This is a genomic window from Infirmifilum lucidum (assembly GCF_014876775.1).
In the GTDB taxonomy this organism is placed as follows: domain Archaea; phylum Thermoproteota; class Thermoprotei; order Thermofilales; family Thermofilaceae; genus Thermofilum; species Thermofilum lucidum.
In genome coordinates this window covers 1154359-1180515 of sequence record NZ_CP062310.1, presented here as the reverse complement: position 1 = coordinate 1180515, position 26157 = coordinate 1154359, and the positions used below count along the sequence as shown (strand labels likewise).

Sequence of the window (26157 nt, the reverse complement as noted above, 5' to 3'; positions counted from 1 at the left end):
TGCTATGGACGCCTGTTTTAGACTCCGTAGGGTTCTCGTTGAGCTTCGAGAAGGTGATATAACCGAGGTGGAGGCCGACGCCATCGTCAATGCCGCCAACAGTTACTTGAAACATGGAGGAGGAGTTGCACTTGCAATTGTCAAGAAGGGCGGTGACATAATACAGCGCGAGAGCGACGAATATGTTGCTAGGAACGGGCCTGTCCCGGAGGGGCAAGTCGCCGTGACTAGTGCCGGCAAGCTGAAAGCTAGATATGTAATCCACGCGGTGGGGCCGAAGTTCGGCGACCCATTGGGAGACGAGAAGCTCTTCAACGCGTTCAAGAACTCTCTCATCAAGGCTGACGAGCTCGGCTTAAAGAGCATAGCTTTCCCAGCGATATCAACTGGGGTTTACGGCTATCCCTACGAGAGGTGTGCCGAGGTTGCCGTGAAGGTGCTTCTGAGCGTCGTTGGCGAGCTTAGGAACATCGAGAGAATAATTTTCTGTCTCTACGGGGCGGAGGCGTATAGGAGCTTCCTAGAAGTCTTCGGGAGGGAGCTGAGGGGCTACACTTCGTCGTGTTGAGAGATCGACGCTCGGCTTCGTAGAGAGATGAACCAGGAGGCAAATAGTGCCAGGAATACGAGGACGTAGAGTACGAGGCGCACGTCCGAGACTATCTTCAACTCCATGGTTATCATCTCGCGGACTATGAATATGAGGGCGGCTTCCAGGACTACTATCACTGATATCTTCTTCTCAACTATGCCCCCGACTAGCGTGCGCATGAGGTCGACTGCTACGATCATGAGGAGGGATTCGTCGAGAAACGTCACGAAGTGCTGCCTGTCGAAAGTAGCCTCACCGGCAAGCTTTGCAGCCTCCATGCCAAGCTTCCAGAGTGAGAATATTACGGCTACTGCTAGAATCACTGTTATTAGAGCCTCGAGTACTACTATAAGGCCGCCCGCAAACCTCGCAACATATCGCTCCATGAGATCTCTAGGGAGGCGGAACGTAAAAAAGCGTTTCTGTCGTATTTATTATTGTAAAAGGTGTAGCTTTTGGAACTCGTCGTACTCGCGGGCGGTGCCGGCAAGAGGCTCGGCGGAGTATACAAGCCTCTAGTGCGCGTCTGCGGAAAGCCACTGATACTCATGTTGCTGGAAGAGGCGTCCAAGTACTTCGGTGAGATCACCATTGTAACGCATAACAGGCAGCAGGCGAGCGCTATCTCCAGTATCCTGGGCACGCTGGGGGGCTCTGTAAAGGTTGTAGAGGATTTGCTAGAGACTCCCTCACCTCTAACTGGCTTGTATACGGCCTCTCGTACTGTGAACAGCGAGACATTTACAGTAGTTCCCGCGGATGCTCCCTTTATAAGGGGTGGGTCGCTGGTAAAGCTCCGCCAGTACCTCACCGACGACTACGACGCCGTAGTGCCCCGGTGGCCTAACGGCTACATAGAGCCACTCATAGCAACCTACAGGCGGGGTGCTGTAAGGGATGTCCTAGGGGGCAACGACTTTCAGAGAGCCCGTGTTGCATGGCTGCTGGAGAGAATCAGGACAAGGTACGTGGATGTGACAGAAGTATCAGCAGACCCACATTACGAATTTTTCAATATAAATACGCTGGAGGATCTTGAGAAGGCAAGAGAACTATGTAACAACAAGCTCTAGTTCACGTAACTCGGACTCATAGACCCACGCTCTGACGCCGGTCTTGGATTTTATGACCCAGACCTCTCCTGGACACTCGGCCATTCTACGCGCGTCCAGCGGCGAGGGAACCGGAGGAGAATTTGCATGAAAGTGTATTAAACCGATGTACTCGAGCCCCTTCAGCCTGGCACCCTGTATAGCTCCGGCCCAGTCCCTAAAATTTATCTTGAATACTCCGTGAACATATGTACCTTCAATCCTCCTCGCCTCCTGGACGCGGTACTCGCCTCCAACCCTAGTGCCGAGCAGTATGGCTATGCACTCCCAGCGGCACTCTTGCTCGAGTTCCTCGAGTATCGAGTTCGGGACAACAACCCTCCTGACGCCGGGGCCATCAAAGTACAAGCTTGGGGAGACTTCCACATCCGCTATTCCGAAGGGGCCCTAATATTCTTTGGTTGAGTCAGCGTACTAATTCCGGGCCTCGTTTACTCCCACTACCTGGAGGGACAAGTGTGTCTTCCTGCCAGGTTTTACGGTATTCGAGGCTTTTACGACGAGTCTCTAGGCTTTAAGTGGCTTTCCCCGTGCTTGAGCAATGTTATGCAATAGCTACAGATAATCTCACTTACATACTCTAATATTTAATTAAATTTTTTCTCGATATTTTTATCTAGAAATTTCGTAAAACATTTTACCGTGGACGGGTATAATATTTTTGACCGCCAATGAAAGGCGGATACATGGGAAAAATTCTCTTCGTGAACCTCACTGATGAGACAATAAGGACAGAACCTGTAGACCCCCAAGTAGCCGAAAAGTATATTGGTGGTAAAGGGTACTCGCTGTACCTGTTCTACTATAGGTACCTAAAAGAGTACATGAAGAAGGGGATCTCCCCGAGAGACATTGACCCCCTCGGCCCCGAGAATGTCCTCGTCTTTGGCACTGGGCCTCTAACAGGTGTAGCCGGAGTACCCTCGCCCGGGAGACACTACGTCATGACGCTTAGATCCCCCTTAACAGGCTCTGTGGGCAGTGCGAACAGTGGCGGCGAGTTTGGAGCGTACATGAAGTTTGCCGGATACGACATGATAGTCGTCGAGGGGGCCTCTGAGAAGCCTGTGTACCTTGAGGTCGTAAACGGGCACGTGGAGATAAAGAATGCCTCGGATCTGTGGGGGAAGAACGTCTTCGACACGACTAGAGTCCTAAAGAACAGGGTTAAAGCCAAGAATGTGAGCGCCGCGTGCATAGGCCCGGCGGGCGAGAACCTCGTCCTCTTCGCGAACATCATGAACGACGAGCACAGGGCTGCCGGCCGTACTGGAGTTGGCGCAGTCATGGGTAGCAAGAAACTTAAGGCTATCGTTGTGGCCGGCGACGAGAAACCCCAGATCGCCAAACCAGACGAATACCGCGAGCTATCCAAGAACCTTATCGAGCGGATCAAGAAGAACCCTGTAACAGGAGAGGGCTTGCCGAAGTACGGGACAGCAATCCTAATCAACATCATAAATCAGGCTGGCATGCTGCCGTACAAGAACTGGCAGTTCGGCTACAACCCCGAAGCAGACAAGATCAGCGGGGAGACCTTGGAGAAGACTTACCTTATTGGGAGGAGGGCGTGCTGGGGCTGCCAGATAAGTTGTGGCCGTGTAACTAAAGTCCCTTCAGGCCCGTACCAGATCCTCTACAGCGAGGGACCTGAGTACGAGTCGACATGGGCTCTCGGCAATTCAACTGGCGTTATGGATCTGGCCGCTATCGTAAAGGCTAACCACCTCTGCGACGAGCTGGGCATAGATACGATTTCAATGGGCTCTACGATAGCCGCCGCGATGGAGCTCTACGAGAAAGGCTACATACCTGAGGAAGACCTCCAAGGCCTAGACTTGAGGTTTGGGAACGCTGCTGCTCTTGTCGAGGCAGTGTGGAGGACGGCGTACAAGGTGGGCTTCGGTGCCAAGCTGGCCCTAGGTAGCAAGAGGCTCGCCGAGCTGTATGGCGCGCCGGAGCTCTCAATGAGCGTGAAGGGCCTGGAGATGCCAGCATACGACCCACGCGGCGCCAAGGGTATAGGCCTGAACTACGCCACAGCGAACAGGGGCGGCTGCCACGTCACGGGTTACACTATCTCCCCGGAGATCCTCGGTATCCCGCAGAAGATTGACCCGCTGACGCCTGAGGGGAAGGCACAGTGGGTAAAGACGTTCCAGGACTTCACGAGCGTGGTTAACTCGGCTGTGAACTGCTTGTTCGTGACCTTCGAGATAGGAGTCAAGGACTACGCGGATCTATTCAACACTGTTGCAGGCTTTAACTTCACGGCGGACGATCTCATGAAGATTGGCGAGAGAATTTATAACCTCGAGCGCTACATAATGTCGCTGTACGGCTTCTCGGCCAAAGACGACACTCTACCGAGGAGGCTGACTCACGAGCCCATGCCGGAAGGCCCTGCGAAAGGCCAAGTCGTTGAGCTCGACAGAATGCTCAAGGAGTACTACCAGCTCCGCGGTTGGGTTGACGGCGTTCCCACAAAAGAGAAACTAAAGGAGCTCGGAATAGAAATTTAAAATCCTTAAAACAAAGTTTTTCTTTCACTTTTTCTACAGTTATAATTGTGGCAAGAGTTAAGATCCTTTTATTCGCCACCCTTCGCGACAAGTATGGTGTCAAAGAGATAGAGGCTGAAACCAGCGGTAGCCTTAGGGAGGCCGTAGAGAGTGCCGCGAAGAAACTTGGAGAAGACTTCGTAAATGAGGTCTTTGAGGACAACAGCTACAGGAACGATAGGATCATCCTAGTGAACGGCAGACACATACAGTTTGTGGGAGAGGCTAGCCTTAAAGACGGGGATGTGATCGCGATATTCCCGCCTTTAGCTGGTGGATGAGTTGCCTAGAATATCTGTTAGAGCTAAGGTTTGGATATCAATAGACGGAGAGCCCTTGCTCGGCGAGGGCGGCTACAGGCTTCTTAAGAAAATCGAGGAAACAAATTCCCTAGTTAAGGCGGCCAAGGAGCTTGGCGTGTCTTACAGCTTTGCGTGGAGGTACATGCACCGCATCGAGAAGCTTGTAGGGAAGAGGGTAGTTGACACGTACAGGGGTGGCACGAGGAAGGGGGGCGCTACTCTAACCGAGGAAGGCAGGCTTCTCATCCGCGTATACGAGGAGGTGCGTGACCAGGTTGATGCAATCATTAAGAAAATTGAGGAAGCCAACCTCCAACTATAACTTTGCCCAGCACGGCCTATGACGAAACATAACTCTGCCTAAAGGTTTTGATTTAAATTTATTTTGAGAATTCTTTATATTAATCCTTAAAGGCTCTCCTCTGTGAAGAAGATTTTAGTCATCGCGCTCGGGGGTAATGCTCTCATTCGTAGAGGGCAGACGGGAACCTTCGAAGAACAAGTCGAAAATGTCAGGCATATTGCCCCCTCAATAGCCCGGCTTACAAGCGAGTACAGGATCGTGCTAACCCACGGGAATGGCCCTCAAGTCGGCAACCTTTACTTGCAGCAGGAGTGCGCGAGAGAGATCCCGGCAATGCCGCTACATGCTTGCGTGGCGATGACTCAGAGCCTGATAGGGTACATGATCCAGACTGCTTTTAGCTTGTGCTGTCCTGGAATCCGCGTCAACGTTATTCCAACGAGGGTTCTCGTAGACCCTGACGACCCCGCGTTCTCCAACCCGTCTAAGCCGATCGGGCCTTACTACCCAGAGAGCAACGTTGAAAACCTCGCGAAGAAAGGGTGGAGGCTTGTATACGTGCAGAGCCGAGGCTGGAGGCGTGTTGTCCCGTCTCCTAAGCCTAGGGGTATTGTCGAGCTCGAGCAGATAAAGGCATCAGTCGAAAACTCTGAAATCACGGTTGCCGTGGGGGGCGGCGGGATCCCGGTCGTAGATAGGGGTAGGGGGCTCGAGGGCGTGGACGCCGTGGTCGACAAGGATCTCGCTTCTTCACTCCTGGCGGTCTTGCTGGACGCAGACCTGTTCGTTATTTTGACAGACGTGGAGGGCGTCTACCGTGAGTACGGGTTCCCAAACCAGGTACTTATCCGCGAGCTGTGCTGCAAGGAAGCCAAGAGGCTCCTCGAGGCCGGTTACTTCCCTCAGGGCAGCATGGGGCCTAAAGTCGAGGCGGCAGTGTTTTTTGCTGAGAAAACGGGTAGGAGAGCCCTGATAGGTAGCCTTGACAGGCTTGAAGAAGTTATTAAGGGGGAGTCTGGTACGGTTGTCCGTAGGTGTGTTTATTAGTAACCGGGGACATACGACTCTTGATGGAGAAAAGTTTAGGGGTTGCTGTCCTCCTCATCCTGTTAGCCGCGGTACTCCAGTTACCGGCCGTTGGCTCGTCCCGCGGCGTGAACACGGGCGTCCAGGTAGCGTACACGGTCAACGGGCGCTTCCTCCTAGTGAACAACAACAACGTTACGGTCAACGATTACGTGTACATCTCTGTTCCCCAGAACACGAGCTTCCAGAAAAGCTTTATTGTAAAGATAGAGCCTACGCCTATAAGGCTCTTGAGAGACGAGGACGGGAATACGTTCGCCGTGGCGCTAATCACGGCTAGTCCGCGGCAGAAAGTCTGGGTTAACGTCACCTACAAGGTTATCGTCACGTCTTACACAATAGACGAGGCTCAGAGCAGGGGCTTGTGGCCGACAGGCGAAATCCTGAGGAGGTACACGAGGTCTACGAGGTACTGGAACATCTATAACGTGACACTGGTAAAAATTGCGTACGACACTGCCTATACCGATACGCCGCTCCAGACTGTTAAGAAGTTGGCTAGCTGGGTTGTCAGCAGGGTCAGGTACACGGTGAATCTGGGGCGGAGCGGTAGCGACCACGCCTTAGTGTATACTGGTAGGGGCTACGCGATAGTGGGGGACTGCGTCGAGGTAGCGGACGTATTCATAACGATGGCCCGCTCGCTCGGGGTTCCAGCGCGCGCCGCTTACGGTTTCCTGTTAAGGAGCTACAGTGAGCACATGTGGCTTAACATGAGCACAGTAGAGTCAGAGGGCGATGCCATACTGGAGCACTGGGGCGGCCACATGTGGCCTCAAGCCTACATCGACCCGTACGGCTGGATTGACGTAGACATGTTAGACGGGATGGCGCCTAACGTCGGGCAGTTCAGCGCCAGGCACGTCATCTTCGGCTTTGAAGAAACAAAGTATTACGGGTCGTCGCTGACGAGTAGCTGTATCCCGAGCTACATGACTCTAAGCTACATAGAGTACTGGTTTAACGGTGAGATCACATGAGAAGACTCCTCCTGTTACTGGTACTCGCTATGGCTTTATCTGCGGGCGTAGCTCTGAGGGCCCAGCCGGCTTACTGGGTAGCGTTGAACTTCAGGGTCACCTTCAACGCAGATGGGACTGCAGTCGTAGACGCCAAGCTACACCCGTTTACCGTCGACGGAAGGAGCCTGCTCGAAAACAAGGAAGTCGAGGCTAGCATCAGGAACCAGACCATGCAGACGCTCAGCTACATACTACTGATGTTCTCCGACAACCCTAGGTTGCTACGCTTCAGCGTCCTAACACAGATGGAGAAGAGGTACGGCGAGTACGTCCTGTGCGACGTAGCTGGGACAGGCAGGATGACGCAGTTCCAGGGGGCCTACGTCTTCTCGGTTAAGGTGTACCTTAACACGAGCAACTACATCAGGGTGCTAAACGACTCTGTATTCGAGGTTAAACTGCGGGACAGCTTCACGAGCACGGATCCCAGGAGCTGGATAGACGTCCTGGAGGTCAGGTTTAACGGCACTGAGCCCCTCGGGGTAAGCTGGGAGCCCCTCTTCGCCCACGGCCCCGCCGTGAGGGAGCGGGATAGACTGCTGTGGATGAACTTCAACGAGCAGGAGGCGCCAGACGTATACACTTTCATCCTCAGAGTACCCGGTTTAAGGTACGTGGGCGAGCCTCCCGAAGTGACTGCTGTGATCTCGGGTGCAACCCTAGAGGACAGTGTTCTCCGGGTGAAGGTCAGCAACACGGGAAGCTCCAGCGGCTACGTGTACGTTTACGTTAGGGGCGGCACCGAGCAAGCCAGAAAGATATACCTGTTCTCTAGAGAGGAAAAAGAAGTAGTGTTCCCCTATGTTGCGTCTCGGGAGGTCACGGTCGAGCTGTACTCCGGGAGCAAGCTACTTGACGCGAAAAACGTTACCGCCGCAGAGACTGCCCAGCTACCGGCCTTTAAACGACTCAACTTGTATGGTGCGGTCGTAGTAGTTATAGCCGTCTTCGTGGCATCCCTCTTTGCATTCATTATCCTCAGGAAGAAGGAGCTGGAGAAAAAGAATACTTAAGGTTTAGGCCGTATGCTTCGATGTCCCAAGGTCTTTTACGAGGAGGTATGGCGTGCGCGTCGGTACGTCCACCTCCCACCAGTACATGTCGTAGGGCGTGTCTCCGAGCGCTACAATGTTTTGGAGTAGTCTTGGAAACGAGTCCGCAATCCTAAGTTTCCTCGCGGCCCCCGCGATTTCCCCGTCCTTTACTATAAATATTGCGTCACGTGTTATTGTGGAGAAAGTTCCCTCCACGTAGTTCTGGAGCCTTGTGTACCAGTTGTTGGTGACAATGAGGCCGTTCTTCATCTCTTCGAGGAGCTCCTCGAACTTGTAGTCGCCGCGCGGGACATTAAGTGCCCATAACCTCGGGAACACTAGCCCCGCGTTACCCGTTGTCTTAGCGCCGAATTTTGTAGCTGTCTTCGTGTTGTGAAGCAACGTCTTAAGTACGCCCTTCTCTATTATCGGCTTGTTGTACGTCGGAACCCCCTCGTCGTCGAACGACGTGGATCCGGGGAGTTCTACAAGGTTTGGGGCGTCCTCGAGCGTGAAAACTTCGGAGGCGACTCTGTCTCCAGGCTGTTTATTCATGAAGATGGAGCTCCCCATGAGGACGCTGTGGGCTAGAGCCATTTCAGCTACGTAGTTTAGCAGGTTGCCGGCGACCATCGGCGAGAGGAGTATATTGTACCTCCCGGGAGGGACGTCTTCCTGAGCCCTGGAGCGGTAGGCGAAGTCCGCAGCAGTTTCGGCGACTTCTTCGATCCTCCTGATGTCAAGCCTTCTAGAGCCCAGGGACCACTGCCCAGAGCCCTCGCCTGCGAATGCCCGTATATACATTTTAATGTATGTCGACTCCTCCTGGAGCTCCGCACTCTTGCTCGTAACCAGCGCTTTTTTGTCGTGTGAGACTTGCAGCATTCCCGCGAAGTAGTCTATTTTGTAGCGGTTTACAGCCTCAACTACAGCTTCCGATATGCCCGAGGGATCACTCACGGCTTCGACAAGTTTTTTGTCTACTAGGCCTTGAAGTGGAGATGGTTTCCCGGGCTCGGGAAGGGGGGCGTAGAGCATGCTTGGCGGCAGCCGCGAGTGCATGTTGTAGAGGTTTTCGAGGATTTTGTAAGCGTCCTCTAGAGAGCTAACGGGAGCGCTTGTCCCGAGGATTCTCTGGTTCTTGGCAACGTAAACGTTTATCTCGAGGGAAGCCCAGTTCTGGACAACGCTAGGCTCACTATTTGCGAACTTGACCATTACACTGTTGCTCGAAGACACGCTCACGGCAACTTCCTCGAAGCCTATTGAAAGGGCCCTCTCCTTAACCTTCCTCCCGATCTCCACTAACTGGCTCATTGCGCGATCACCCTTAACATAACATTACGTATCCTAACGTTTGGGCCTCCGAACCAGACGGGGACGCCCTGCATCGGCTCGCCCTTACCGCAAGTGCCGGCGTAGAACTCCAGGTTTTTGTCGGCCGCGTCAACACTGCTGTAGAATGTCCTCGTCGTGAGCTCCAGGACAGGGTTCCTCACAAGACCTTTCAACTCGCCGTTTTCGATGAGGTAGGCCTCCAGGCCGCCGTACCTCTGACTCCACCGCTCGTCGTCGATGTTCCACTCCATGTAGCTCTTGATGTACACGCCGAACTTGACTCCTTCAAGCAACTCATCGAATGTGTAGTCGCCTGGCTTGAAGTACGTGTTCGCCATCCTGATGATGGGCTCGGACTCGTGGTTCATCGCCCTGGACGCGGCGTTGCTGTTCACCCCGAAGAGCCGGGCTGTCCACCTGTTGTGCAGGAACTCGTTGATCCTGCCTTCCTTGTAGAGGTACCTCGGGCGTGCTGGGACGCCCTCGTCATCGTAGAGGTAAAAGCCGTTGCTGCCCGGTATCGTGGGGTCGTCGATCACCGTGGCGTACTCGCTGCCAATCTTCTCGCCCAGCATATTGGGCTTGATGAAGCTCTTCCCAGCTTGCGCGGCTTCACGGCCGAGTATCCTGTCAGCCTCGCTCGGGTGGCCGCAGCTCTCGTGAACCATTAGCCCTACGATCTCGCTCCCTACTACCACGTCTATGGGTCTGTCCGTGGGCGGCGACTTGGCCTCGAGTATTATCTTCTCGAAAGTCTTAGCGTCACCTGGGAGGTAGCCGATAACGTTCCACTTGCTTAGGAGCTCGTAGCCGCCTGACGCCCCATGCGAGAAGAAGCGCTGAATAGTCCCCTTCGCGGGTAGAGTCACTACAATGTTATATCCTATGGAGAGGCGCGGGATCCTGCTCCTTATGAACGCTCCATCCGTGTTCGCGACTATCTTCTCCTCCGTGCTCTCACCCATCCACGTCGTCAGCGTCGCTACGCGCGCTGCTGAGGTAGACGAGCTAACGTGCTTCCACAGGTCAGACAAGTATGAGACTTTTTCCTCGACTGTAACATTCCCAAAGGGCTTCGCCTCGTTGACCTCGTACGTTACTCTTCCGAGCCTCTCATGGGAGAACTCGATGGGCCTTTTCATCAGCTTGCCGTGGGACCGTGCTTTTTTCACAGCGTCTTCAACTGCCTTTCGAACCCCTTCGTCCGTGAGTAGGTTCGTAGAGGAGAACCCGAGCGCGCCTCCCGCAATTACCCTTACAGCTATCCCTTCCGCAACGGAGGACTCCGCCCCAATGACTTCCCCGTTCCTCGAGAAGATACTACTCCTCGCGTGCCTGTGGTACCTGGCCTCCACGTACTGGGCGCCGAGACTAGACCCTATGTCCAGTGCTTTCAGAACGAGATCTTCGTAGTTCCATGGCATTTTAGTCAAAAAACCATGACTAGTAGGTAAATAAATTTTTAACTGAAAAAGCCCGTGAAGATAGATAGACAGGGATATAAGGCTCCGGCTTAACCAAGCTTTAAAAATATTACGCACCTAGAAAGAGCTGGTGGGAGGATGAAACTTGTATTTATAGGTCCTCCAGGGGTGGGGAAGGGGACGTACGCGCAAGCCGTGAGGGAGAAGTACGGCATCCCGCACATATCTACTGGGGATATTTTCCGGGAAGAGATCAAGAAGGGGAGCGAGCTGGGAGCGCGCGTAAAAGAGTACATGGATAGGGGCCTTCTAGTCCCGGACGACCTCGTAATCGAGGTCGTAAAGAGGAGGTTGCAGGAGGAAGACTGCAAGCGGGGTTTTATACTGGACGGCTTCCCCCGGACACTCCCGCAGGCACTCACACTCGAGGAGTTCGCCAGGCCGGACTTAGTTCTAAACTTTGTTGCCAGAGAAGAAGTCATAATAGAGAGGCTGAGCGGCCGCAGAGTATGCTCTGTGTGCGGGGCAATATACCACGTGAAGTACATGCCTCCCAAGGTTCCAGGGGTCTGCGATAAGTGCGGGGGAGCGCTTATCGTGAGGCGTGACGACCAGCCAGAGGTGGTTAAAGAGAGACTGAGGGTCTTTCGTGAGCAGTTCGCCCCAATCATACAGTTCTACGAGGAAAGGGACAGGCTTGTAACTGTAGACGCAAGCGAGCAGGCTCCAGTAGTAATCCCCAGAGTCCTAGAGATCCTAGAGAAACGCTTCAAGGGCGTTCAGTAGTAGCGTTGTGAACGACGTAGAGGATTACTAAAATTGTCGCGCCGAGCAGTACTGCCGGTATTTTTCGCGGTAATAGATGGAGCCACGGCCAAGCCAAGGGTATCAGTAGCAGGGCAAAGTAGAAGGGCGTATACCAGCCTAGAATGTAGCGCGTACCCGACAGAGCCCCCTTAGTCAGTATCTCCAGCGAGTCCCGCAACAGCAATAGGAGAAGGGCTATGAACATGGCCTGGACTGCGCCTAGCTGGTCAAAAGCCACTAGAGTGACCAGTAGCAGATACATCGCAGAGGCTGAGACCTCTATAACGTCCTCTCTCGACGTCGAGTAGCCTACAGATGCCAGTGCTAGGAGTACGACAAGTGTAGCCTTATAGGCCACGGGGAGCTGTAAGAAGAGTACTGCGAGCACGAAGAGCAGGAGCAATGCGATGGCTAACACGTCTTTCTCACTCATGAGGCTCCACCACTACTACTCTCCTCCCCCTACGCGGGAGTGTCTCTAGAATGCCCTGCATCCATACGTCTGACAGGAGGGCGCTTGCCCGCATGTGCCGAAGCCTCGGGCCGGCGAACGGGTTAACAGCAACGCAGGTCACGCTATAGCCCATTTTCTCGGCCGTGGAGATAATGCTAAGAGCCTCTTCCTCGGTAAAGGGCGAGATCACGATGACGGAAGAGCCTACTGGAGAGAGCACGTGTGATATTCTCTTGAAAACCTCGCTGTAGTCGATTATTTGTCTCGTTGGAAGGTGCTTTACGTCGGCGAGGGCCGATAAAAGCCTAAGTAGATGCCTCTTCCCGGATCCAGGCTTAACCCAGTCTCGGTAGTTCCCGACGACGAGCAGGGAGACTCTATGCCCTGCGGTCAACAGGCTGAAAGCTATAGATGCAGCCAGCCTAACTAAGGAGTCTGTGTAGCTTTCTACCTCTCTGCCAAGGAGTCTCTTACCACTAACGTCCAGGACTAAGAGCACGTTTGTAAGCCTCCCGGACTCAAAGACATTCACCATCCACTTCTGGGTCTTAGCGGTAGCCTTCCAGTTCACGCGGCGTAGAACCTTGTCCTGGGCTTCTCTGACCTCTAGGAAGTCGCCGCCCTCTCCTGGGCTCTTAGAGGCTATTTCGCCTGGCCTCGGAATCGTGTAGAGTGCACTTAAGCTCATCCTGTACCCTTTCACCACGCGAGGGAGGAAGACGACTTCGTCCGGCTCATACGTGAGCACCGGCTCTCTCCAGATGAGGAAAGGGTCGTACGCTTCAATTCGGGTAGGGCCGACAGCATAGTGCCCGCGCTTTGTGGACGTCACCCGGTAAACAAGTTTCTTGAGCTCGCCAGGCTTTAAAATAACTAAACCCTTGTTAGACCCTTCTACGAGTCTCAGGGGCTCTGCCAACTCGTCTTTTATGCCCAGTATCAGTGTTGACTGAGAGGCATTTCCTACCGTGACTTCTACTGAGAACTCCTCGCCCTCTATAAGCCTCGACCGTGAAACTCTCCGTTGCACGACAACTTGTCCTGGGCTGATGGGTGCCTGCCGTCTGCCGAGAACGAGGGGGTATAGTAGGGGTAGAGTGAATATGAGGAGGTTCCACTTCTGGACGGCTATACTGAGAGATAGTATGACAAGCGTAGAGACCAGCGTGGCCCAGCCTTTCGCCGACAACACGCCTCTAGCCCCTTATCTCCTTCGGAACCTCAGTCCTCTCTAAGACACGGTTAATTAGTTCTTCGGCCGTAAAGCCCCTAGCAATGCTCTCTACCTTGAGTACTAACCTGTGCGCGAGAACAGGGACTGCTAGCTCCTTAACGTCATCCGGTATCACGTAGTCTCTACCGCGAATGAAGGCAAGCGCCCTGGACGCTTTCATGAGGGCCTCCGCCCCCCTCGGGCTAACGCCGACTTCGACTTCCTTCAGTTGCCTTGTGTTCGAAACTATCCTGACAATGTATTCTATGACGCTCTCGTCAACGTACACATTTTCAACCTCTCTCTGGAGGGCGAGAACCTCGTCCCGCGACATCACTCTACTTATCTCCGGCCTATCGGCCTTCCGCTCAATGCGCTTCTTCAGGATCAGCTTCTCCTCCTCGAAGCTAGGGTACCCCATCCTAACCTTCATGAGAAAACGGTCAAGCTGGGCCTCTGGCAATGGGTATGTCCCCTCTAGTTCGATCGGGTTTAAAGTAGCAATGACGATGAATGGCTCATCCAGGGATATTGTCGTCCCGTCTATTGTGACCTGCCTCTCCTGCATAGCCTCCAGGAGGGCACTCTGCGTCTTGGGGGGAGCTCTATTGATCTCGTCTGCTAGGAGAATGTTCGTAAAGACGGGGCCCCTCCGGAGCCTGAACTCGCCTGCTTTGGCATCGTACACGTAGCTCCCCGTTATGTCAGAGGGAAGGAGGTCTGGAGTGAACTGGACTCTGCGGAACTCGAGGCCGACAGCCTTCGCGAAGGACGAAGCTAGGAGAGTCTTCGCCATCCCCGGGTAGTCCTCAATCAGGATGTGGCCCTGGGAGAGGAGCGTGACTAGGAGCTTTTCAATAACGCTTCTTTTACCAACGATGGCTTTTTCGAGCTCGGCAAATAGCCTCTCGAAGCGCGTAGAGTCAGACATTTTCTCAACTCTTTGAACTAGAGGTAGTAAATATTTATTGAGTGACTGAGAAAACCCTCCTCCTGAGAGCCTGGAGTGAGGGCTCCTGGCCCTTACCCAATGCTTCCTCGACTTCAAATACGAGCCCCTGGTATTCGTCTCCCTGAGCCCTGCTAGCAGGGCTACGGCTTACACTGCTCACCAGCTTGGCGACTATACGCAGAGTGACTATGGTGGCTAACAACAAGGAGAATACCCACATGAGCCCCCAGGCTATCGGTATGGAGTACAGGTCGTAGGCGCCGGCCGAGCAGAGCATCCCAAGCGATAGTGCTATGAGTATACCTTTTCTTATTGCCATTAAACAGCCCCCAGGAAGTCGATGAGTTCCGTCAGCGCCTTCTCGGCGCGGTTCCGATCCTCCTGGCCCATGGGATGGTTGCTGTAGAGAGCTTTTTCAAAGAGGTACGTCAAGTCTTCTAAAGGCTTCTGGGGAATACCGGGTATCAGGTTAATGGAGAGGTGCATGATTTCACGGGCTGTCATTTCCGCGGATGCCTCGACGTGCTTCCTCCTCAAGGCCTGGCAGAACGAGTTGTAGAGTTCAACTATTGCTCGCCTAACCTCGGCGCTAGACCTTGTCATCTTTAGAGCCCGCCTGGATTCAGCGAGTGCATGCGTAAGAGCCTCCCGGGTTTCCGATGCTGTGTCTTGTGGCCTCTTGGGGTTGTGCACGAGGGCTAAAGCCACAGAGGTAAGTGCAAATGCAATAAGGGCGAGGACTATCCATTGCACGTAGGGGTATACGAGGCTATTCACTGAGGTAGGTGCTGAGGAGAGGGTAGTATTAAAGTACCCGCCAGTGGAGCTGTAAGTTGGAACCGTCGAAGAGTTAGGCTGAAGCACCTGATACTGGGTAACACTTGCTTCCTGGTCGCGGACACCTCTTCTGAATAGAAGAAAGACTGCTAAAAGTATCACCAAGTTGAAGATGAGCGAGTACACAAAATCTGTTTTCCTGGCCTTAGCCCTCCCCCTGCCTCCCTGGAAGAGCTCTCTAAGTACGCCCGCAATCTCGTGCCTGGCTATAAACGTAGTTAATGCGAAGAAAAGCACAAAACCGGTAAAAATCAGGGAGAAAGCGTCCTGCTCACTTACACTTGGCAGGTAGACTTCCCGGGGTTCATGGTACGATGCCGCAAGCACCATAGCCGTGAGTGTTGCCACCAGCAGTACTTCTTTCATCCCCACTAGTAGCTCACTCGTTTCAAAATGCCTCAATAGGTATTTAAACGAAATTACCGTGAGTGGCGTTGATGTATGCGAAGACGTTCCGCTACAGGGTAGAGCCGGAAAAGCTTGGGGAAGTGATTAGCCTCGTTCGCGAGATGGATACTCGCATGCTGTCGTACAACGTAGCATTTAGGAAGTACACCCTAGTACGCGAAAACATGGGGGAGGTTGAGTTCTTGGAAGTATACCTTTTCGATGGCTGGGAAGACTGGCGCAAACTCATGGAGCATACGCGCGGCGACGAGAAGCTCGAGCACGCGTGGCGGGAATTCGAGTCTGTAGTTAAAGGGGTTTTCTCGGAAGATGACTGGGAGGTTGTAGGCTATTTCTAGACGTACCAGCTTGGCAGGCCTTCCTTTTTCTCTTCGGCCCGCTCTATCCTCTCCAGTTCCCTTCGCAACTCCTCCTCTCTTGTCTTCTCCTCCTGTATCAGCCTGTCTAGGCCTTCTAGGCCTATAGTGATCTTCAGAAGGCTCGCGAGGACTCTAACTACTTCCCTGGAAGAGGCGAGGTTTGGCTCTGGAGTATGCGTGCTACCCATTATGACGAAGCCTTCTAACCCCCGTAGCGCCGCAAGTGCAGGGAGGAGGCCGCATGCACCGGTTATTGTACCGCCGGCGCTCTTTTTTAGCCCAAGAGACTCGAGCTCCTGTGCACGGCCGGTGTTGGCGATGGCGTAAACCACCTCCACTGAAGGTGTGTCAGAGCTCGTCCCGCACACGCCGACTACAGTCTTCCCGCCTATCGAGGTGAAGAAGTCTAAGACGCACTCTGCGACGTCGTACTGCGCCCAGTTGACTGGTTGAACCTCGCTTGTCAGGAAGAGTACGTCCCTTTCCTCGCCAGTGTACAGGTAGAACTTGTACGAGGGGGGCCTTAGCACGCCTGCCTGGTCAACGAATACCCCCGCATTCCCAACGGGCAGGAGCAAGCCCGGGCCAATCAGTTCAGCAACTTTCTCAAGTCCAAGCGTGTCGACTATGTAGTCCACCGCGATTTTGCCGACGAGCCCTATTCCTGGCAACCCCTGTACGAGTACCCCCTGTCTCAGCCTCACGTCTTTGTAGATGAATACTTTGTACCCTCTATTTTCAATCGTATACACGTGTTATTCGTTGTTAAATGTGATAAAAAGCTTAAGCCTTTCCTTCTAGCTCCCGCAACAAGCTAGAGCGTTATTCGGGCCTCATCCTCTCTCGGAGTACGAGGCTGGAAAAGAATTTAGCTAGAGGCTAGCACTTTCATCTCGGCGCTGATGAACACCTGCGACACTGAGAGGTGATGATTACCAAACCGCCTGAGCTTCTCCCCAGTGCTCGAACCGTACGCTCTCAGGGGTGTAACACTAAGAAGACGGGGTTCGGGGCCTTTGCGCATGCACTACCGGGGGGAATCCGCAGGGTAAGTTCCCCTCATCCATCGGCACCGGGAGTACTCTTCACCACGATAACATGTTGGGCCGTGTCCTTATACTTTTCTCTCCCAGAGCGCTTTAAAGTTCTCAAATATTACTCTCCTCAACTGGCCTTCGGTTACGTTCTTCAAGCCTGCTATCTCTGCGACGAGCTCTGGGATGAGGAGCGGGTTGAGGTTCAGTCCTCGGTAGTTGTATGGCCCGTCGCTCTCAGTCAGCATGGACTGGAGGGGGGTTGCTAGTACTACTTGCCTGGCCTTCCGCTGTACCTTCAACGAAGCGTTTATGGAGACTAGGAGGCCAGAGGAGATAATTTCCCGTAGGAGGTCTAGAGGCCCGGTGTACCAGTGGAAAATAGCTCTCTTTACACTCCATGCTCTGAGGAGCTGTAGAGTCTCGCGCCATGCCCCTGCTGAATGGATGTTTAAGGGCTTCTCGTATCTCCTAGAGAATTCCAGGAAAGCCTGGAATGCCTTCTCCTGGAGAGGGTACGTGTCAGCTGTAAACTTCAGGTCGAGCCCAACCTCTCCTATACAATCTGCCTCGGGGATCAACTCCTCTATCGCTTCAATTTCTCGCCGCAGGGCTTCTTCGTCCTTGATGTTCCACGGGTGGATCCCCACGCAGGCCTTTATTCCTTCAGGGTGCGAGTCTCTTATCTCCAGTGTCCTAATGGAGGAGTTGTAGTCTTCTGCGACAGCGATTAGAAGCACGCGCGACGAGAGGAAGCGTTCTATCTCCTCCTCCTTGAACTCGTGAAGATGTAGATGTGCATCAACGTAGGGTATCTCGTCGTCCACCGAGCATCTCCTCGAATTCTATATTTAGTGCCTCCCGGAAGACCTCCTCGAGCCGCAAGCCCAGCTTCTCTGTGGATGCAGCTAAAATTGTGAGCCTCTCTCTGAGGGATATCGCCCCGCGTCTATCTAGCCACCCCCTAACCTTTACCCACGCACCGGCTTCGCGCGCGATTAGAAGGGCAGCAGCTATGTCTATGACCCTCATGATCCCCCAGTAGTCTATGTAGGCGTCAGCGCCGCCTGACGCGACGAAGGAGAGCTCTAGGCTTGCGCTCCCCAGGCTTCTGGCGATACCGCCTCTAATCGTTATCGCCAGCGCGTAGGCTTGTGGCAGGAAGAGGGCTTTGGGCGTAGCACCCACAAATACTAGTGCGTTGGCCAGGTCTTCCTGAGAGGTTACCCTTATCTTCCTGCCGTTAAGCCACGCTCCCATGCCTCTTATAGCAGTGAATTCCATGTTCAGGAGAGGAGCGTAGACGGCCCCTGCCACGATGTCGTCTAAAGTCTCTCCCTCCGCTACAGCAATAGATATCGCGAAGAAAGGTAGACCGCGCTTGTAGTTCCTGCTGCCGTCAATGGGGTCTATGATAAAAGTGTACCTGGGAGCACTTCCAAATGACCTTTCGCCCGACTCCTCTGAGACTACCCTCAGTTCTCCAACCCTGGCGCGGAGATACTCTATGACAGCTTTCTCGGAAGCTACGTCGCCCGCGAGAGAGTAGTCGCCTCCCATACCCCTGCCTAGAATGTCACCAGCCGTTCCAAACCTAATAGCCTCGAGCGCGCTCTCAGCGCCCTTTTTCGCTGCCTCTCGGATAACATCGAGCAGCTCCGCGTAGTCCAAGGACCACTACACCTCAACTAGCTCGACAGACATCTTTTCGAGGTCAACAAGTGCGAAAGTTCTGGCCGGTGCAAGGTAACCCGAGAGAGGCCCCGGGTTTACTACAAGAGTCTCTCCGACTTTCCTGACATCTACCCTGTGGGTGTGGCCGTAGACTACAAGGTTGAAGAGCCCGCTCCTGGCTAGAGCCTCGACTAGGCGCTCGGTTCTGTCTGGAGTAAAAGCCCCATGGACTACGGCGATTTCCCGCCCGCTAATATTCAAGAAAAGGGGGGCTTCCTCCAAAATCAACCCGAGGCTATCTGCTGTTTTCTTGAGCAAGAGCTTCTCGCCATCGTTGTTGCCGTAGACAGCATAGAACTTGAAGTCTTTAAACAGTTTTAGCGTGAAGGGGGAGACTATGTCGCCGGCGTGGATTATTGCCTCCACCCTCCCTCTAACTTTCGAGAGGAAGGAGTTGACGGCTTCAAGGTTGTCGTGCGAGTCAGATACTACTGCGATGTAGACCATACAGGCTCAAGGTTAATAAGCAGGATGGGATTAAAACCTACCGTAATGTCTGCTGATAATGCAGTCGAGAATAAAGAGGCTACGACGCGGAGAGAAGTCCCCCTAGACAGGATGATAGCTAGGGCAGCTTGGCTACTAGCCGAGGGGCGTGTAGTGAAGATCAGCCCCTACCTATACTACGTAATGGGTAGAAACGGCAGGCACCTCGTGAAAGTTGAGGGAGGGAGGTTAGTGTGTACATGTAAGGGTTTTCAGGAGAAAGGCATATGTTCGCACGTTATCGCAGTTTCAACGCTGGCTGGCATGAAGGATATCGATAGCTTTCTCAACGAGAGAATTAGCGAGAGAGTCAGGAGAGAGCTCCGGGAGATATACGGCTAGAGTTTTACGAACGGGAACTCTATCCCGTACTCTTTTGCTATCCTATTTATGGTCTCTTTGATCCCTTCGAGGTTCTTCTTCGAGAAAATTTTCCTCGAGTAGTACATTCCTATGGGGTATATGAGCGTAAGCGTGACGATTATTGTCACGCTCCTACCGATTAGTGCAGCTACGACGGCTCTCTCCTTCGGAACCCCGAGAACAAGGTAAAGTGTTATCAGCGCAGCGTCCACGCTCCCAATCATGAAGGGCACTCCTATCGACACCAGCGAGAGCGTTGAGAGAATAGTGTAGCCTGGGGCTATTAGTAGGGGGTTTACATCGATGCCCACGCATTTCAGCGAGAAGTACGGCGTGAGAACCCCGCTTATCCACTGGCCCATTAGGGCTAGGACGGATAGCCACAGGTATAGGTTGTATGGGGAGAAGTCTCTAGAAGTCTCAGAGACATAATCTAGGAACCTGCCTAGATCCCTTATCAAGGTCTGCTTGTTGCCCACTGGGAGCCTGGACACTAGCCTAGCAGAGAGCCTCTTTACTCTCTTAGTGTCGAAGATGAAGAGCGCTATGACGGCTGAGCTTAAAAGCGCGAGCACTACAGCTGAGATGTAGACTGCCAGGTAGTTTGAAAAACCTATGTACACGTTCAAGGCTAATAGGGAGGCGGCGAGTATGAACACAGACAGTGTAATGTTAAGCAGGAAGCGGAAGAAGAGACCATAGCTTATTGCCTCGGCCCACTCGCCGTACTGTTTCAGGAAAACTATCCTCACGATGTCTCCCTCGATGAATGCGCTGGGTAAAAGCAAGTCTACAAGCCATGCAACCATTGTCCCTCCAATGGCGTCTTTTACTGGTACTCTAAACCTCCTGTAGGCTAGTGCCCAGTACGCCAGGGCGTGTGTAAGGTAATATGCTATTTCGAAAAGAACAAGATACAGCAACAAGTGAGGGTCTATTTGAGAGAACGCTTGCAAGAACTCTTCGACGTCGAAACCCCGGGCGATGTAAATAGCGAGAGCCAGTATGAGGAATATCTGTAACAGGAGTAGTGCGTGTCTCCTCATCCAGCTTCTCAGAGATCCCCCCATACTATAAGCACGAGAATTTGAGGAGAACTGTTCCTAATAAAGATACCTAACTGAAACATTTTGCATTCTCGACCCCTAGCGTTTTATCTCCTCAATCTCTTGTACTCAGGCGAACAGCAGCACGCGGTACGCGGACACTGCGGCGGGCTCCCAATGTAGTGCCCGCAGCGTCTCCGCTATGTCCCCGCTGTAGAGGGCCACCGCTGTGAAGAGCCTCTCCTAGTTCTCGTCGACCCACTTGAGTAGCCCGAGCAGCTTGTAGGTCTGGAGGTCGCTGGAGGCCCCTCCCGTCAGCAGTGACAATGAGGAACCAGCCTGCCCCGAGCCCAGAGCCCAGACGAAGAGGGACAGAGCCGAGCAGTGACTAGGGCCCTGCCCGGGGGCGGCCAGCAAAAGAGGGGGCGGTCACAGGCCTAAAGATAAAAAAAGGCCTTATTGTCGATTCTACCGTGAACGATTGCATGAAGAGCGCGAGTACTCCTCCTAGAGTCAGCGTCATCGTCGTGAACTACAAGTCGTACGAGCCGTTGCGGCTCTGTCTGAGGAGTATTCTTGAAAGCGACTACCCTGACTATGAGGTTATAGTCGTTGACTCGCTAACCCAGAACATAGAAAGTAAAGTTAGAGAAGAGTTCAACGACCCTAGGATAAAGGTCATTCATTTCGACACAAACATAGGAGCCTCGGCGTCCCATAATATTGGAGCACTGGCGAGCGACCCTAGGTCAAAGTACCTAATATTCATGGACAACGACGTTATCGTAACACCGAGTGCAATCAGCCAGCTTGTAAAGTCTATGGAGGAAAGACCCCATATCGGCGTCCTGCAGGCGAAAGTTGTCTCGAGGAGCAATAACGGCAGGATGGATCACACGGGTCTAGGACTGGATGTTGCCGGGACTTGGGTGACAACATACGGGCATGTAGCAGAGGCCTTCTCCAGGCCTATGGAGATCTTCGCCGCTTCCTCCGCCTTCATGATGACTAGGCGTGAATTATACTTCGAGGCTCTAGGCTTCGACGACACTTACTTCATCTACGACGACGATACAGACTACAGCTGGAGGGTTAGGCTTCAAGGCTACGCCGTGGCCTACGAGCCGCGCGCCATTGTATACCACGAGGACAAGTTTGAGAACAGGCTCCGCTATGATAAACTCTACTTCGGTTTCCGCAACAGGCTACTGAATGTCTTAAAGAACCTTGAGGCCGGGAACATGATTGTAAGTATAATGTCTATTCTCTTCCTAGCCTACCTGAATATACTAATGCTGTGTTTATCGCTCAGAGGCCGCGAGGCGTATGCCTACCTGAGAGCTACAATGAACATACTTTCAACCATACCCTGGCGCCTTACACAGAGGAAAATTGTTCAGAGACGAAGACGAGTGAGTGATAGAGTGTTCTTCAAGAAGGGACTCCTGCGCAGGGATCTCCTGGGGACTGTGATTATGCTGAGAGCACTCCTAGCCAGGTATTTCGCCGAGAATAGATCCTCTAACGCTAGAGGACAGTGACAAACAAGACGAATTATTAAAAATAACTGGTAGAGGAGGAGTGCGGGAAGAACGACAAGTATATTACAGTGGCAACAAGTAGGAGTGTTGCGCCTAAAAAGGCGACACGAGAGGTATAATGTATAATACGGAGACAAGAGAAGTGAAAATAGCTGATATAACTCCAAGCACTAGAAGGTTCTCGGTAACTTTCAAAATACTGAATGTTGGGGACGAAAAACAGATTACCTCTAGACGCGATGGTTCCGAGCACCGAGTGGCTGATGTTCTTGTTGGGGATGAGACAGGCGTGGCCATACTTACAGCCTGGGATAGTGAAATTGACCAGCTACGCGGAATGGTCGGAGAGACAGTATCGCTCGTAAATGGATACGTATCGCTGTACCAGGGCAAGCTCAGGCTAGGGCTCGGGCGTTTTGGCTCAATAAAACCTTCCAATGAGAAAATCGAGAACGTGAATTCTGAGAATAACATATCCGAAAGAGAATTTGAGGAAGGAAGATTTAGAGGTAGAAGAGGCGGCAGACGCCGCTTCTAGCTTAAAAAATCATTCAAATTAATAATTAATTTTTTACATTTCGTAATCTTCAATAACCGCTACGATGAAGTCATTAACGTTTGTACCAGTATAGCCTGTTTTAATGTGGCCTCCGATAGCTCTAAAGAACTCGTAGCTGTTGTTTTCTACAAGGAACTCTTCGGGTTTCAAGCCCATGGCAACGGCCCTATCATATGTTGACCCACCAACAACTGCTCCTGCAACGTCCGTGGGGCCGTCACGGCCATCACTCCCTATGCAGGCGACAGCAACGCCTCTTAACCCCCTTATACCTATAGCTATGCTCAAAGCGAGCTCCTGGTTTCTCCCACCGATCCCCCTCCCCCTCACGGTGACTGTCGTCTCGCCACCAGCCAGGATAACGAGGGGTGGTGGGAGAGGCTTCCCTGACTTCCTAACCTCTCTCAGTATCGATGCAATAACCTTACCTACTTCGCGGGCCTCGCCCTCCAGCATCGAAGTCAGTATCAGCGGCCTGTAGCCGAGGTTTTGCGCCTTTGTAGCCATCGCCTCTAGGGACTGCATGTTGCTGGCAATTACCCGGTTTACCACTCTGGAGAAGACGGGATCGTCTGGCTTCGGCGTCTCCGGGGCAGCCCCCCTTAACCCCTTCTCTATATACGCCCTGACCGACGCAGGGGCCTCCTCCCAAGCGGAGTATTTCTTAAGGATGTTGTACGCGTCCTGGAACGTTGTTGGGTCTGGGACTGTCGGGCCGGAGGCTATTGTATCCATTCTATCTCCCACGACATCGGATATCATTAGCGCGAGCACCCTAGCTGGCTGGGCGTGCCGGGCTAGCCAGCCCCCCTTGATGCGCGAGAGGTGTTTTCGCACGGCGTTGAGCTCGAATATATCGGCTCCTCTCTTCATGAGTAGTATGCTGAACTCCCCTATTTCGTCTATAGTCACACCTTCAACGGGGTATTCGAGTAAGGCGGAACCCCCTCCTGAGAACAGCGCAATTACGAGATCGTCTTCTCTTAGGTTTGTTAGCGTCTCTAAGACCATGCGTCCCGCTTCAACACTCTTCTGGGAGGCCTTCGGATGAGTTGCCCCGACTATCCTGATTTTCTTTGTAGAGTATTTACCTACAAGCTCCTCGGGGACAGATACTACGCCCCCTGCTATCTTGTCTCCGAGTATCTCTTCTATGGCCTGAGCCATGCCCCCAGAGGCTTTGCCGGCGCCTACGACGTAGACCTCCCCTCTAACGGGTATCTCTGTGCCGTCTCGCAGGACTAGTTTCTCCCCGCTTCGAGTCAAGTAGTTTTTCACGGCGGAGCGCGGTTCGGCAGATCTTATGCCTTCGAGCGCTAGAGTCAGTGCAGTAACGCGGGCCTGATCTTCTCGCTCGTCCACAAGAGATAGAAGAAAAGAGTTAAGAAAAAATGTTTATCGTGATTCCTCGCTACGTGTGTAAATATCACGGAGTGGTTGCTGGGAGCACTATCCTGCCGGCTTTGATGACGACCTGCGTGTTCTCGTGCGATGGCGTGTACACGGGGACTCTCCTGATGGTCTTCGGGTTGAGAGTTACTTGGGCCTCATTCTTGTAGTTCCTGGACTCTACGTGTATCGAGGCAGTCAGCGGGTAGGGGGAGTGGTTCTCCAGCTGGATCACTACGTGATTGCGTGTCCTGCTTACTACGGATACTTTCAAGTACCTTTTGACGAAGTTCTCGGCGATTTCGATGCTCCTCTGTGCCCACTTCTTTACAAACTCGCGTTCCTTTTCTATCTCGCCGTACCAGTAGAAGTCGCTGTCGAAGGCTATTGCGAGGGCCTTTAGAGCCCTGTAGAATTCAGACTCCCTGTCGTTGGACAACTTTGCCGAGGCCTCTCCTAGCACGCTATACAGGGAGGAAACTACGCCTAAGGCCTTGAAAGCCTCCTCCCACACGCTGTCCTTAACGCCTCCAGTCCACTGGGCTTCAGTTAAGTTAATCCACGACCCGTAAGGAACGTATGTGAGAACCCTCGTGGGCTCGTGGTCTTCTAGGTACTTCTCGATCGATGACAGCCTTATGACCTGGCTCTTCTCGATCAGTTCGATTACGCGTTTCAGAAAGTAGGGGGCATACCTCCTGTAGGAGGGCATTATCATCCAGTTCTCGCCGTCCAGGGCTATTACCACAATTCCTCCAGGAGCTCTCTCCCTCCTCTTTGCAAGCTCGATAACGAAACGCCTTGCAGAAATGTCTGCCTCTCGCTCGTCTCTAAAGTCCACGTTAAAGCTCACCCAGTTGCTTAGAGCTAGGTCTCTGAAGAAAACTATAAGGGTGCTCGAGGTCACTGGGTCGCGGAGGATGTACGGCTCGTAGATGGTGCCTTTATCACCCCCTGCTTTCGCGAAATGTTGCTCGCAGAGAATAGTATAGAGAATCCCGTGGCGGTGGTATATGTCGACAAGCTCCATGCTCCAAAACATTTCTGGAGTCCAGAACCCCTTCGGCCTTTTTCCGGTAATCTTTTCCACGATTGAGAGCCCTTGTTCAATCTCCCATGAGATTAGCAGCTTCGCCTCCTCTACTAGACCCTTCTCGTGTGCCTTCCTTAAGATGAAGCCCAGAATTGTGTGCGCATAAACGCTCCCTAGAGGTTCAACTCTCCCCTGAGCGATGAGTTGTCTTATCGTCTCCAGCAGGGTCTCTATCTCCTGCCTCCGCTGGATGACCTCGGGAGGCACTCCTACAGCCCCAGTTACGGCCATTTCCCACTGCTCAAGCAGGGAGGGTGAGAAATGGTCGACGTCGATAAAACTTGGATATTTTTTGTGAAGGGACACGTGTATAGAGTACGGGCCCCCCTCGAAGCCTTCAAAGCGGCCTTCGAAGACGTGCTTGTAGGCCCAGAGATCCTTAAACCTGCCATCTGGGTAGAACTGCGGGGCCTGGTGGTGGTGCCAGACAAACGAGACGTAAACCGGCTCGCCCTTGCCGGCTACGAAGACAGGATATTCGAGGCTTGCTACAGGCCCTTCCCTGGCCTCAAAATAGAAACCTAAAGTGCCTTCACCTGTAGCCCCAGGCACCTTGAGTGTAGCATTGTATGTCTTCTGCGACTGTGGGGGGATTTTCTCGAAGTCGAACACTATGAGTGTTTCCTGTTTGCCGTTTACCCGTAGAGAAATGTAAGGCCTTCCTTCGAGCTCTCGATCTCCTCTGTTCAACAGGGTAAACGAGAGCTCTACTTTCTCATCAGCTAGGAGTACAGCGTTGTCGAAACTGGAGGTTATCTCGAGCATGTAATTCACAGCATGAGAAAAATGGTTAGAAGAGAATATTCGGTCTTACTCTGTCCTTACGAGTTCGATCTCTATTGTCGAAACTGTTCTCTCCTTGCCAGGCTCTCCTACCTTCTCGCTCCCAATCTTTATGTTGCCGTAGCTGACCTTTCCTCCTAGGAACCTCCTGACGAGCTCTGCGGCGTCAACAGCCCTTGAAATAGCACGCCCTCTCGCTTTTAGTATTACGCGCTTGCTGCCGCTTGTGAACTGCGTCACTGCTGCTAGGACGTAGCTGCTCACTGGCTTGTTCCCGACGAAGACTGTTCCTACTTCTGCCATGTCCATCGCCTGTTTTGTTGT

31 protein-coding genes are annotated in these 26157 nt (G+C 53.0%); 13 read left to right on the top strand and 18 right to left on the bottom strand.

Going from position 1 to position 26157, the window contains the following annotated elements; genetic code table 11:
* The first annotated feature begins 4 nt into the window (after nucleotides 1–4).
* Nucleotides 5–568 (top strand): ADP-ribose-binding protein, encoded by a 564-nt coding sequence (locus tag IG193_RS06700; RefSeq protein ID WP_192818411.1) that lies wholly within the window; start codon nucleotides 5–7, stop codon nucleotides 566–568.
* Here IG193_RS06700 and IG193_RS06695 read toward each other — a convergent pair.
* Nucleotides 550–978: a phosphate-starvation-inducible PsiE family protein gene (locus IG193_RS06695; RefSeq protein WP_192818410.1), complete on the bottom strand. Its 429-nt coding sequence runs from the start codon at nucleotides 976–978 to the stop codon at nucleotides 550–552. The two genes, IG193_RS06700 and IG193_RS06695, sit on opposite strands and share 19 nt — an antisense overlap.
* Nucleotides 979–1047: 69 nt before the next feature.
* Between IG193_RS06695 and IG193_RS06690 the strand changes: the two genes are divergently transcribed.
* Entirely contained in the window at nucleotides 1048–1665 is a 618-nt protein-coding gene (locus IG193_RS06690; RefSeq protein WP_192818409.1) for a molybdenum cofactor guanylyltransferase, read from the top strand.
* On the opposite strand, the gene IG193_RS06685 is transcribed toward IG193_RS06690, so the two are convergent.
* Nucleotides 1645–2070 carry a Mov34/MPN/PAD-1 family protein gene (locus IG193_RS06685; RefSeq protein WP_192818408.1) on the bottom strand — a complete coding sequence of 142 codons (426 nt, stop codon included), beginning with the start codon at nucleotides 2068–2070 and terminating at the stop codon, nucleotides 1645–1647. The genes IG193_RS06690 and IG193_RS06685 overlap by 21 nt on opposite strands.
* 305 nt (nucleotides 2071–2375) lie before the next feature.
* Here IG193_RS06685 and IG193_RS06680 point away from each other — a divergent pair, with 305 nt between their 5' ends.
* The 6 genes from IG193_RS06680 (at nucleotide 2376) to IG193_RS06655 (ending at nucleotide 7992) form a co-directional block, all read left to right on the top strand.
* The gene (locus IG193_RS06680; RefSeq protein ID WP_192818407.1) at nucleotides 2376–4226 is read left to right on the top strand and encodes an aldehyde ferredoxin oxidoreductase family protein; all 1851 of its coding nucleotides are present in this window, start codon (nucleotides 2376–2378) and stop codon (nucleotides 4224–4226) included.
* 47 nt (nucleotides 4227–4273) lie between these two features.
* Complete coding sequence (locus IG193_RS06675) at nucleotides 4274–4546, top strand: MoaD family protein (protein ID WP_192818406.1); 273 nt, start codon at nucleotides 4274–4276, stop codon at nucleotides 4544–4546.
* 1 nt (nucleotide 4547) lies between these two features.
* Nucleotides 4548–4889 (top strand): winged helix-turn-helix domain-containing protein, encoded by a 342-nt coding sequence (locus IG193_RS06670; RefSeq protein ID WP_192818405.1) that lies wholly within the window; start codon nucleotides 4548–4550, stop codon nucleotides 4887–4889.
* 102 nt (nucleotides 4890–4991) lie between these two features.
* Nucleotides 4992–5918 (top strand): carbamate kinase, encoded by a 927-nt coding sequence (gene arcC, locus IG193_RS06665; RefSeq protein WP_192818404.1) that lies wholly within the window; start codon nucleotides 4992–4994, stop codon nucleotides 5916–5918.
* 23 nt (nucleotides 5919–5941) lie between these two features.
* The gene (locus tag IG193_RS06660; protein WP_192818403.1) at nucleotides 5942–6937 is read left to right on the top strand and encodes a transglutaminase-like domain-containing protein; all 996 of its coding nucleotides are present in this window, start codon (nucleotides 5942–5944) and stop codon (nucleotides 6935–6937) included.
* Nucleotides 6934–7992, top strand: a complete 1059-nt coding sequence (locus IG193_RS06655; protein ID WP_192818402.1) for a hypothetical protein — start codon at nucleotides 6934–6936, stop codon at nucleotides 7990–7992. The genes IG193_RS06660 and IG193_RS06655 overlap by 4 nt, the downstream gene beginning before the upstream one ends.
* Before the next feature lie 3 nt (nucleotides 7993–7995).
* On the opposite strand, the gene IG193_RS06650 is transcribed toward IG193_RS06655, so the two are convergent.
* Together IG193_RS06650 and IG193_RS06645 are read right to left on the bottom strand one after the other, a co-directional pair.
* Nucleotides 7996–9330 (bottom strand): TldD/PmbA family protein, encoded by a 1335-nt coding sequence (locus IG193_RS06650; RefSeq protein ID WP_218042130.1) that lies wholly within the window; start codon nucleotides 9328–9330, stop codon nucleotides 7996–7998.
* The gene (locus tag IG193_RS06645) at nucleotides 9327–10775 is read right to left on the bottom strand and encodes a TldD/PmbA family protein (protein ID WP_192818401.1); all 1449 of its coding nucleotides are present in this window, start codon (nucleotides 10773–10775) and stop codon (nucleotides 9327–9329) included. Before IG193_RS06645 ends, IG193_RS06650 begins: the two co-directional genes overlap by 4 nt.
* 138 nt (nucleotides 10776–10913) lie before the next feature.
* Here IG193_RS06645 and IG193_RS06640 point away from each other — a divergent pair, with 138 nt between their 5' ends.
* The gene (locus IG193_RS06640; protein WP_192818400.1) at nucleotides 10914–11561 is read left to right on the top strand and encodes an adenylate kinase; all 648 of its coding nucleotides are present in this window, start codon (nucleotides 10914–10916) and stop codon (nucleotides 11559–11561) included.
* Here the strand turns inward: IG193_RS06640 and IG193_RS06635 are convergent.
* Genes IG193_RS06635 through IG193_RS06615 form a run of 5 tightly spaced genes read right to left on the bottom strand, consistent with a single transcriptional unit; the run spans nucleotide 11545 to nucleotide 15404 of the window.
* Nucleotides 11545–12015 (bottom strand): hypothetical protein, encoded by a 471-nt coding sequence (locus tag IG193_RS06635; RefSeq protein WP_192818399.1) that lies wholly within the window; start codon nucleotides 12013–12015, stop codon nucleotides 11545–11547. The two genes, IG193_RS06640 and IG193_RS06635, sit on opposite strands and share 17 nt — an antisense overlap.
* Nucleotides 12008–13228 carry a DUF58 domain-containing protein gene (locus tag IG193_RS06630; protein ID WP_192818398.1) on the bottom strand — a complete coding sequence of 407 codons (1221 nt, stop codon included), beginning with the start codon at nucleotides 13226–13228 and terminating at the stop codon, nucleotides 12008–12010. Before IG193_RS06630 ends, IG193_RS06635 begins: the two co-directional genes overlap by 8 nt.
* A gap of 4 nt (nucleotides 13229–13232) precedes the next feature.
* The gene (locus IG193_RS06625) at nucleotides 13233–14180 is read right to left on the bottom strand and encodes an AAA family ATPase (RefSeq protein ID WP_192818397.1); all 948 of its coding nucleotides are present in this window, start codon (nucleotides 14178–14180) and stop codon (nucleotides 13233–13235) included.
* Nucleotides 14181–14214: 34 nt separating this feature from the next.
* Nucleotides 14215–14520 carry a hypothetical protein gene (locus tag IG193_RS06620; protein ID WP_192818396.1) on the bottom strand — a complete coding sequence of 102 codons (306 nt, stop codon included), beginning with the start codon at nucleotides 14518–14520 and terminating at the stop codon, nucleotides 14215–14217.
* Nucleotides 14520–15404 (bottom strand): DUF4129 domain-containing protein, encoded by an 885-nt coding sequence (locus IG193_RS06615; protein WP_192818395.1) that lies wholly within the window; start codon nucleotides 15402–15404, stop codon nucleotides 14520–14522. Before IG193_RS06615 ends, IG193_RS06620 begins: the two co-directional genes overlap by 1 nt.
* Before the next feature lie 71 nt (nucleotides 15405–15475).
* Here IG193_RS06615 and IG193_RS06610 point away from each other — a divergent pair, with 71 nt between their 5' ends.
* Complete coding sequence (locus IG193_RS06610; protein ID WP_192818394.1) at nucleotides 15476–15784, top strand: hypothetical protein; 309 nt, start codon at nucleotides 15476–15478, stop codon at nucleotides 15782–15784.
* On the opposite strand, the gene IG193_RS06605 is transcribed toward IG193_RS06610, so the two are convergent.
* The 4 genes from IG193_RS06605 to IG193_RS06590 form a co-directional block, all read right to left on the bottom strand.
* Nucleotides 15781–16557, bottom strand: a complete 777-nt coding sequence (locus IG193_RS06605) for a PAC2 family protein (protein WP_192818393.1) — start codon at nucleotides 16555–16557, stop codon at nucleotides 15781–15783. The genes IG193_RS06610 and IG193_RS06605 overlap by 4 nt on opposite strands.
* A 362-nt stretch (nucleotides 16558–16919) precedes the next feature.
* Nucleotides 16920–17666, bottom strand: a complete 747-nt coding sequence (locus IG193_RS06600; protein ID WP_192818392.1) for a TatD family hydrolase — start codon at nucleotides 17664–17666, stop codon at nucleotides 16920–16922.
* Entirely contained in the window at nucleotides 17641–18510 is an 870-nt protein-coding gene (locus IG193_RS06595) for an inositol monophosphatase family protein (protein ID WP_192818391.1), read from the bottom strand. Before IG193_RS06595 ends, IG193_RS06600 begins: the two co-directional genes overlap by 26 nt.
* Before the next feature lie 6 nt (nucleotides 18511–18516).
* The gene (locus tag IG193_RS06590) at nucleotides 18517–19020 is read right to left on the bottom strand and encodes a metallophosphoesterase (RefSeq protein ID WP_192818390.1); all 504 of its coding nucleotides are present in this window, start codon (nucleotides 19018–19020) and stop codon (nucleotides 18517–18519) included.
* Between the two features lie 45 nt (nucleotides 19021–19065).
* On the opposite strand from IG193_RS06590, the gene IG193_RS06585 reads away from it, so the two are divergent.
* Nucleotides 19066–19401, top strand: a complete 336-nt coding sequence (locus IG193_RS06585) for an SWIM zinc finger family protein (RefSeq protein WP_192818389.1) — start codon at nucleotides 19066–19068, stop codon at nucleotides 19399–19401.
* Here the strand turns inward: IG193_RS06585 and IG193_RS06580 are convergent.
* A complete protein-coding gene (locus tag IG193_RS06580; protein ID WP_192818388.1) occupies nucleotides 19398–20492 on the bottom strand; it encodes a lysylphosphatidylglycerol synthase transmembrane domain-containing protein in 1095 nt (364 codons plus the stop codon). The genes IG193_RS06585 and IG193_RS06580 overlap by 4 nt on opposite strands.
* A 219-nt stretch (nucleotides 20493–20711) precedes the next feature.
* Nucleotides 20712–20885: a hypothetical protein gene (locus tag IG193_RS06575; protein ID WP_192818387.1), complete on the bottom strand. Its 174-nt coding sequence runs from the start codon at nucleotides 20883–20885 to the stop codon at nucleotides 20712–20714.
* Nucleotides 20886–20953: 68 nt separating this feature from the next.
* Between IG193_RS06575 and IG193_RS06570 the strand changes: the two genes are divergently transcribed.
* Together IG193_RS06570 and IG193_RS06565 are read left to right on the top strand one after the other, a co-directional pair.
* On the top strand, nucleotides 20954–22009 hold the full coding sequence (locus IG193_RS06570; RefSeq protein WP_192818386.1) for a glycosyltransferase family 2 protein: 1056 nt from the start codon (nucleotides 20954–20956) through the stop codon (nucleotides 22007–22009).
* Nucleotides 22010–22127: 118 nt separating this feature from the next.
* Complete coding sequence (locus IG193_RS06565) at nucleotides 22128–22547, top strand: single stranded DNA-binding domain-containing protein (RefSeq protein WP_192818385.1); 420 nt, start codon at nucleotides 22128–22130, stop codon at nucleotides 22545–22547.
* A 33-nt stretch (nucleotides 22548–22580) separates the two neighbouring features.
* Here the strand turns inward: IG193_RS06565 and IG193_RS06560 are convergent, their stop codons facing one another.
* From IG193_RS06560 to albA, 3 genes are all read right to left on the bottom strand, one after another.
* Nucleotides 22581–23930, bottom strand: a complete 1350-nt coding sequence (locus IG193_RS06560) for a glycerate kinase type-2 family protein (RefSeq protein ID WP_192818384.1) — start codon at nucleotides 23928–23930, stop codon at nucleotides 22581–22583.
* 64 nt (nucleotides 23931–23994) lie between these two features.
* Nucleotides 23995–25815, bottom strand: a complete 1821-nt coding sequence (locus IG193_RS06555; protein ID WP_192818383.1) for a glycoside hydrolase family 57 protein — start codon at nucleotides 25813–25815, stop codon at nucleotides 23995–23997.
* A 45-nt stretch (nucleotides 25816–25860) separates the two neighbouring features.
* Nucleotides 25861–26136, bottom strand: coding sequence for a DNA-binding protein Alba (albA, locus tag IG193_RS06550; protein ID WP_192818382.1), 276 nt, complete (start codon nucleotides 26134–26136; stop codon nucleotides 25861–25863).
* Between the last annotated feature and the right edge of the window lie 21 nt (nucleotides 26137–26157).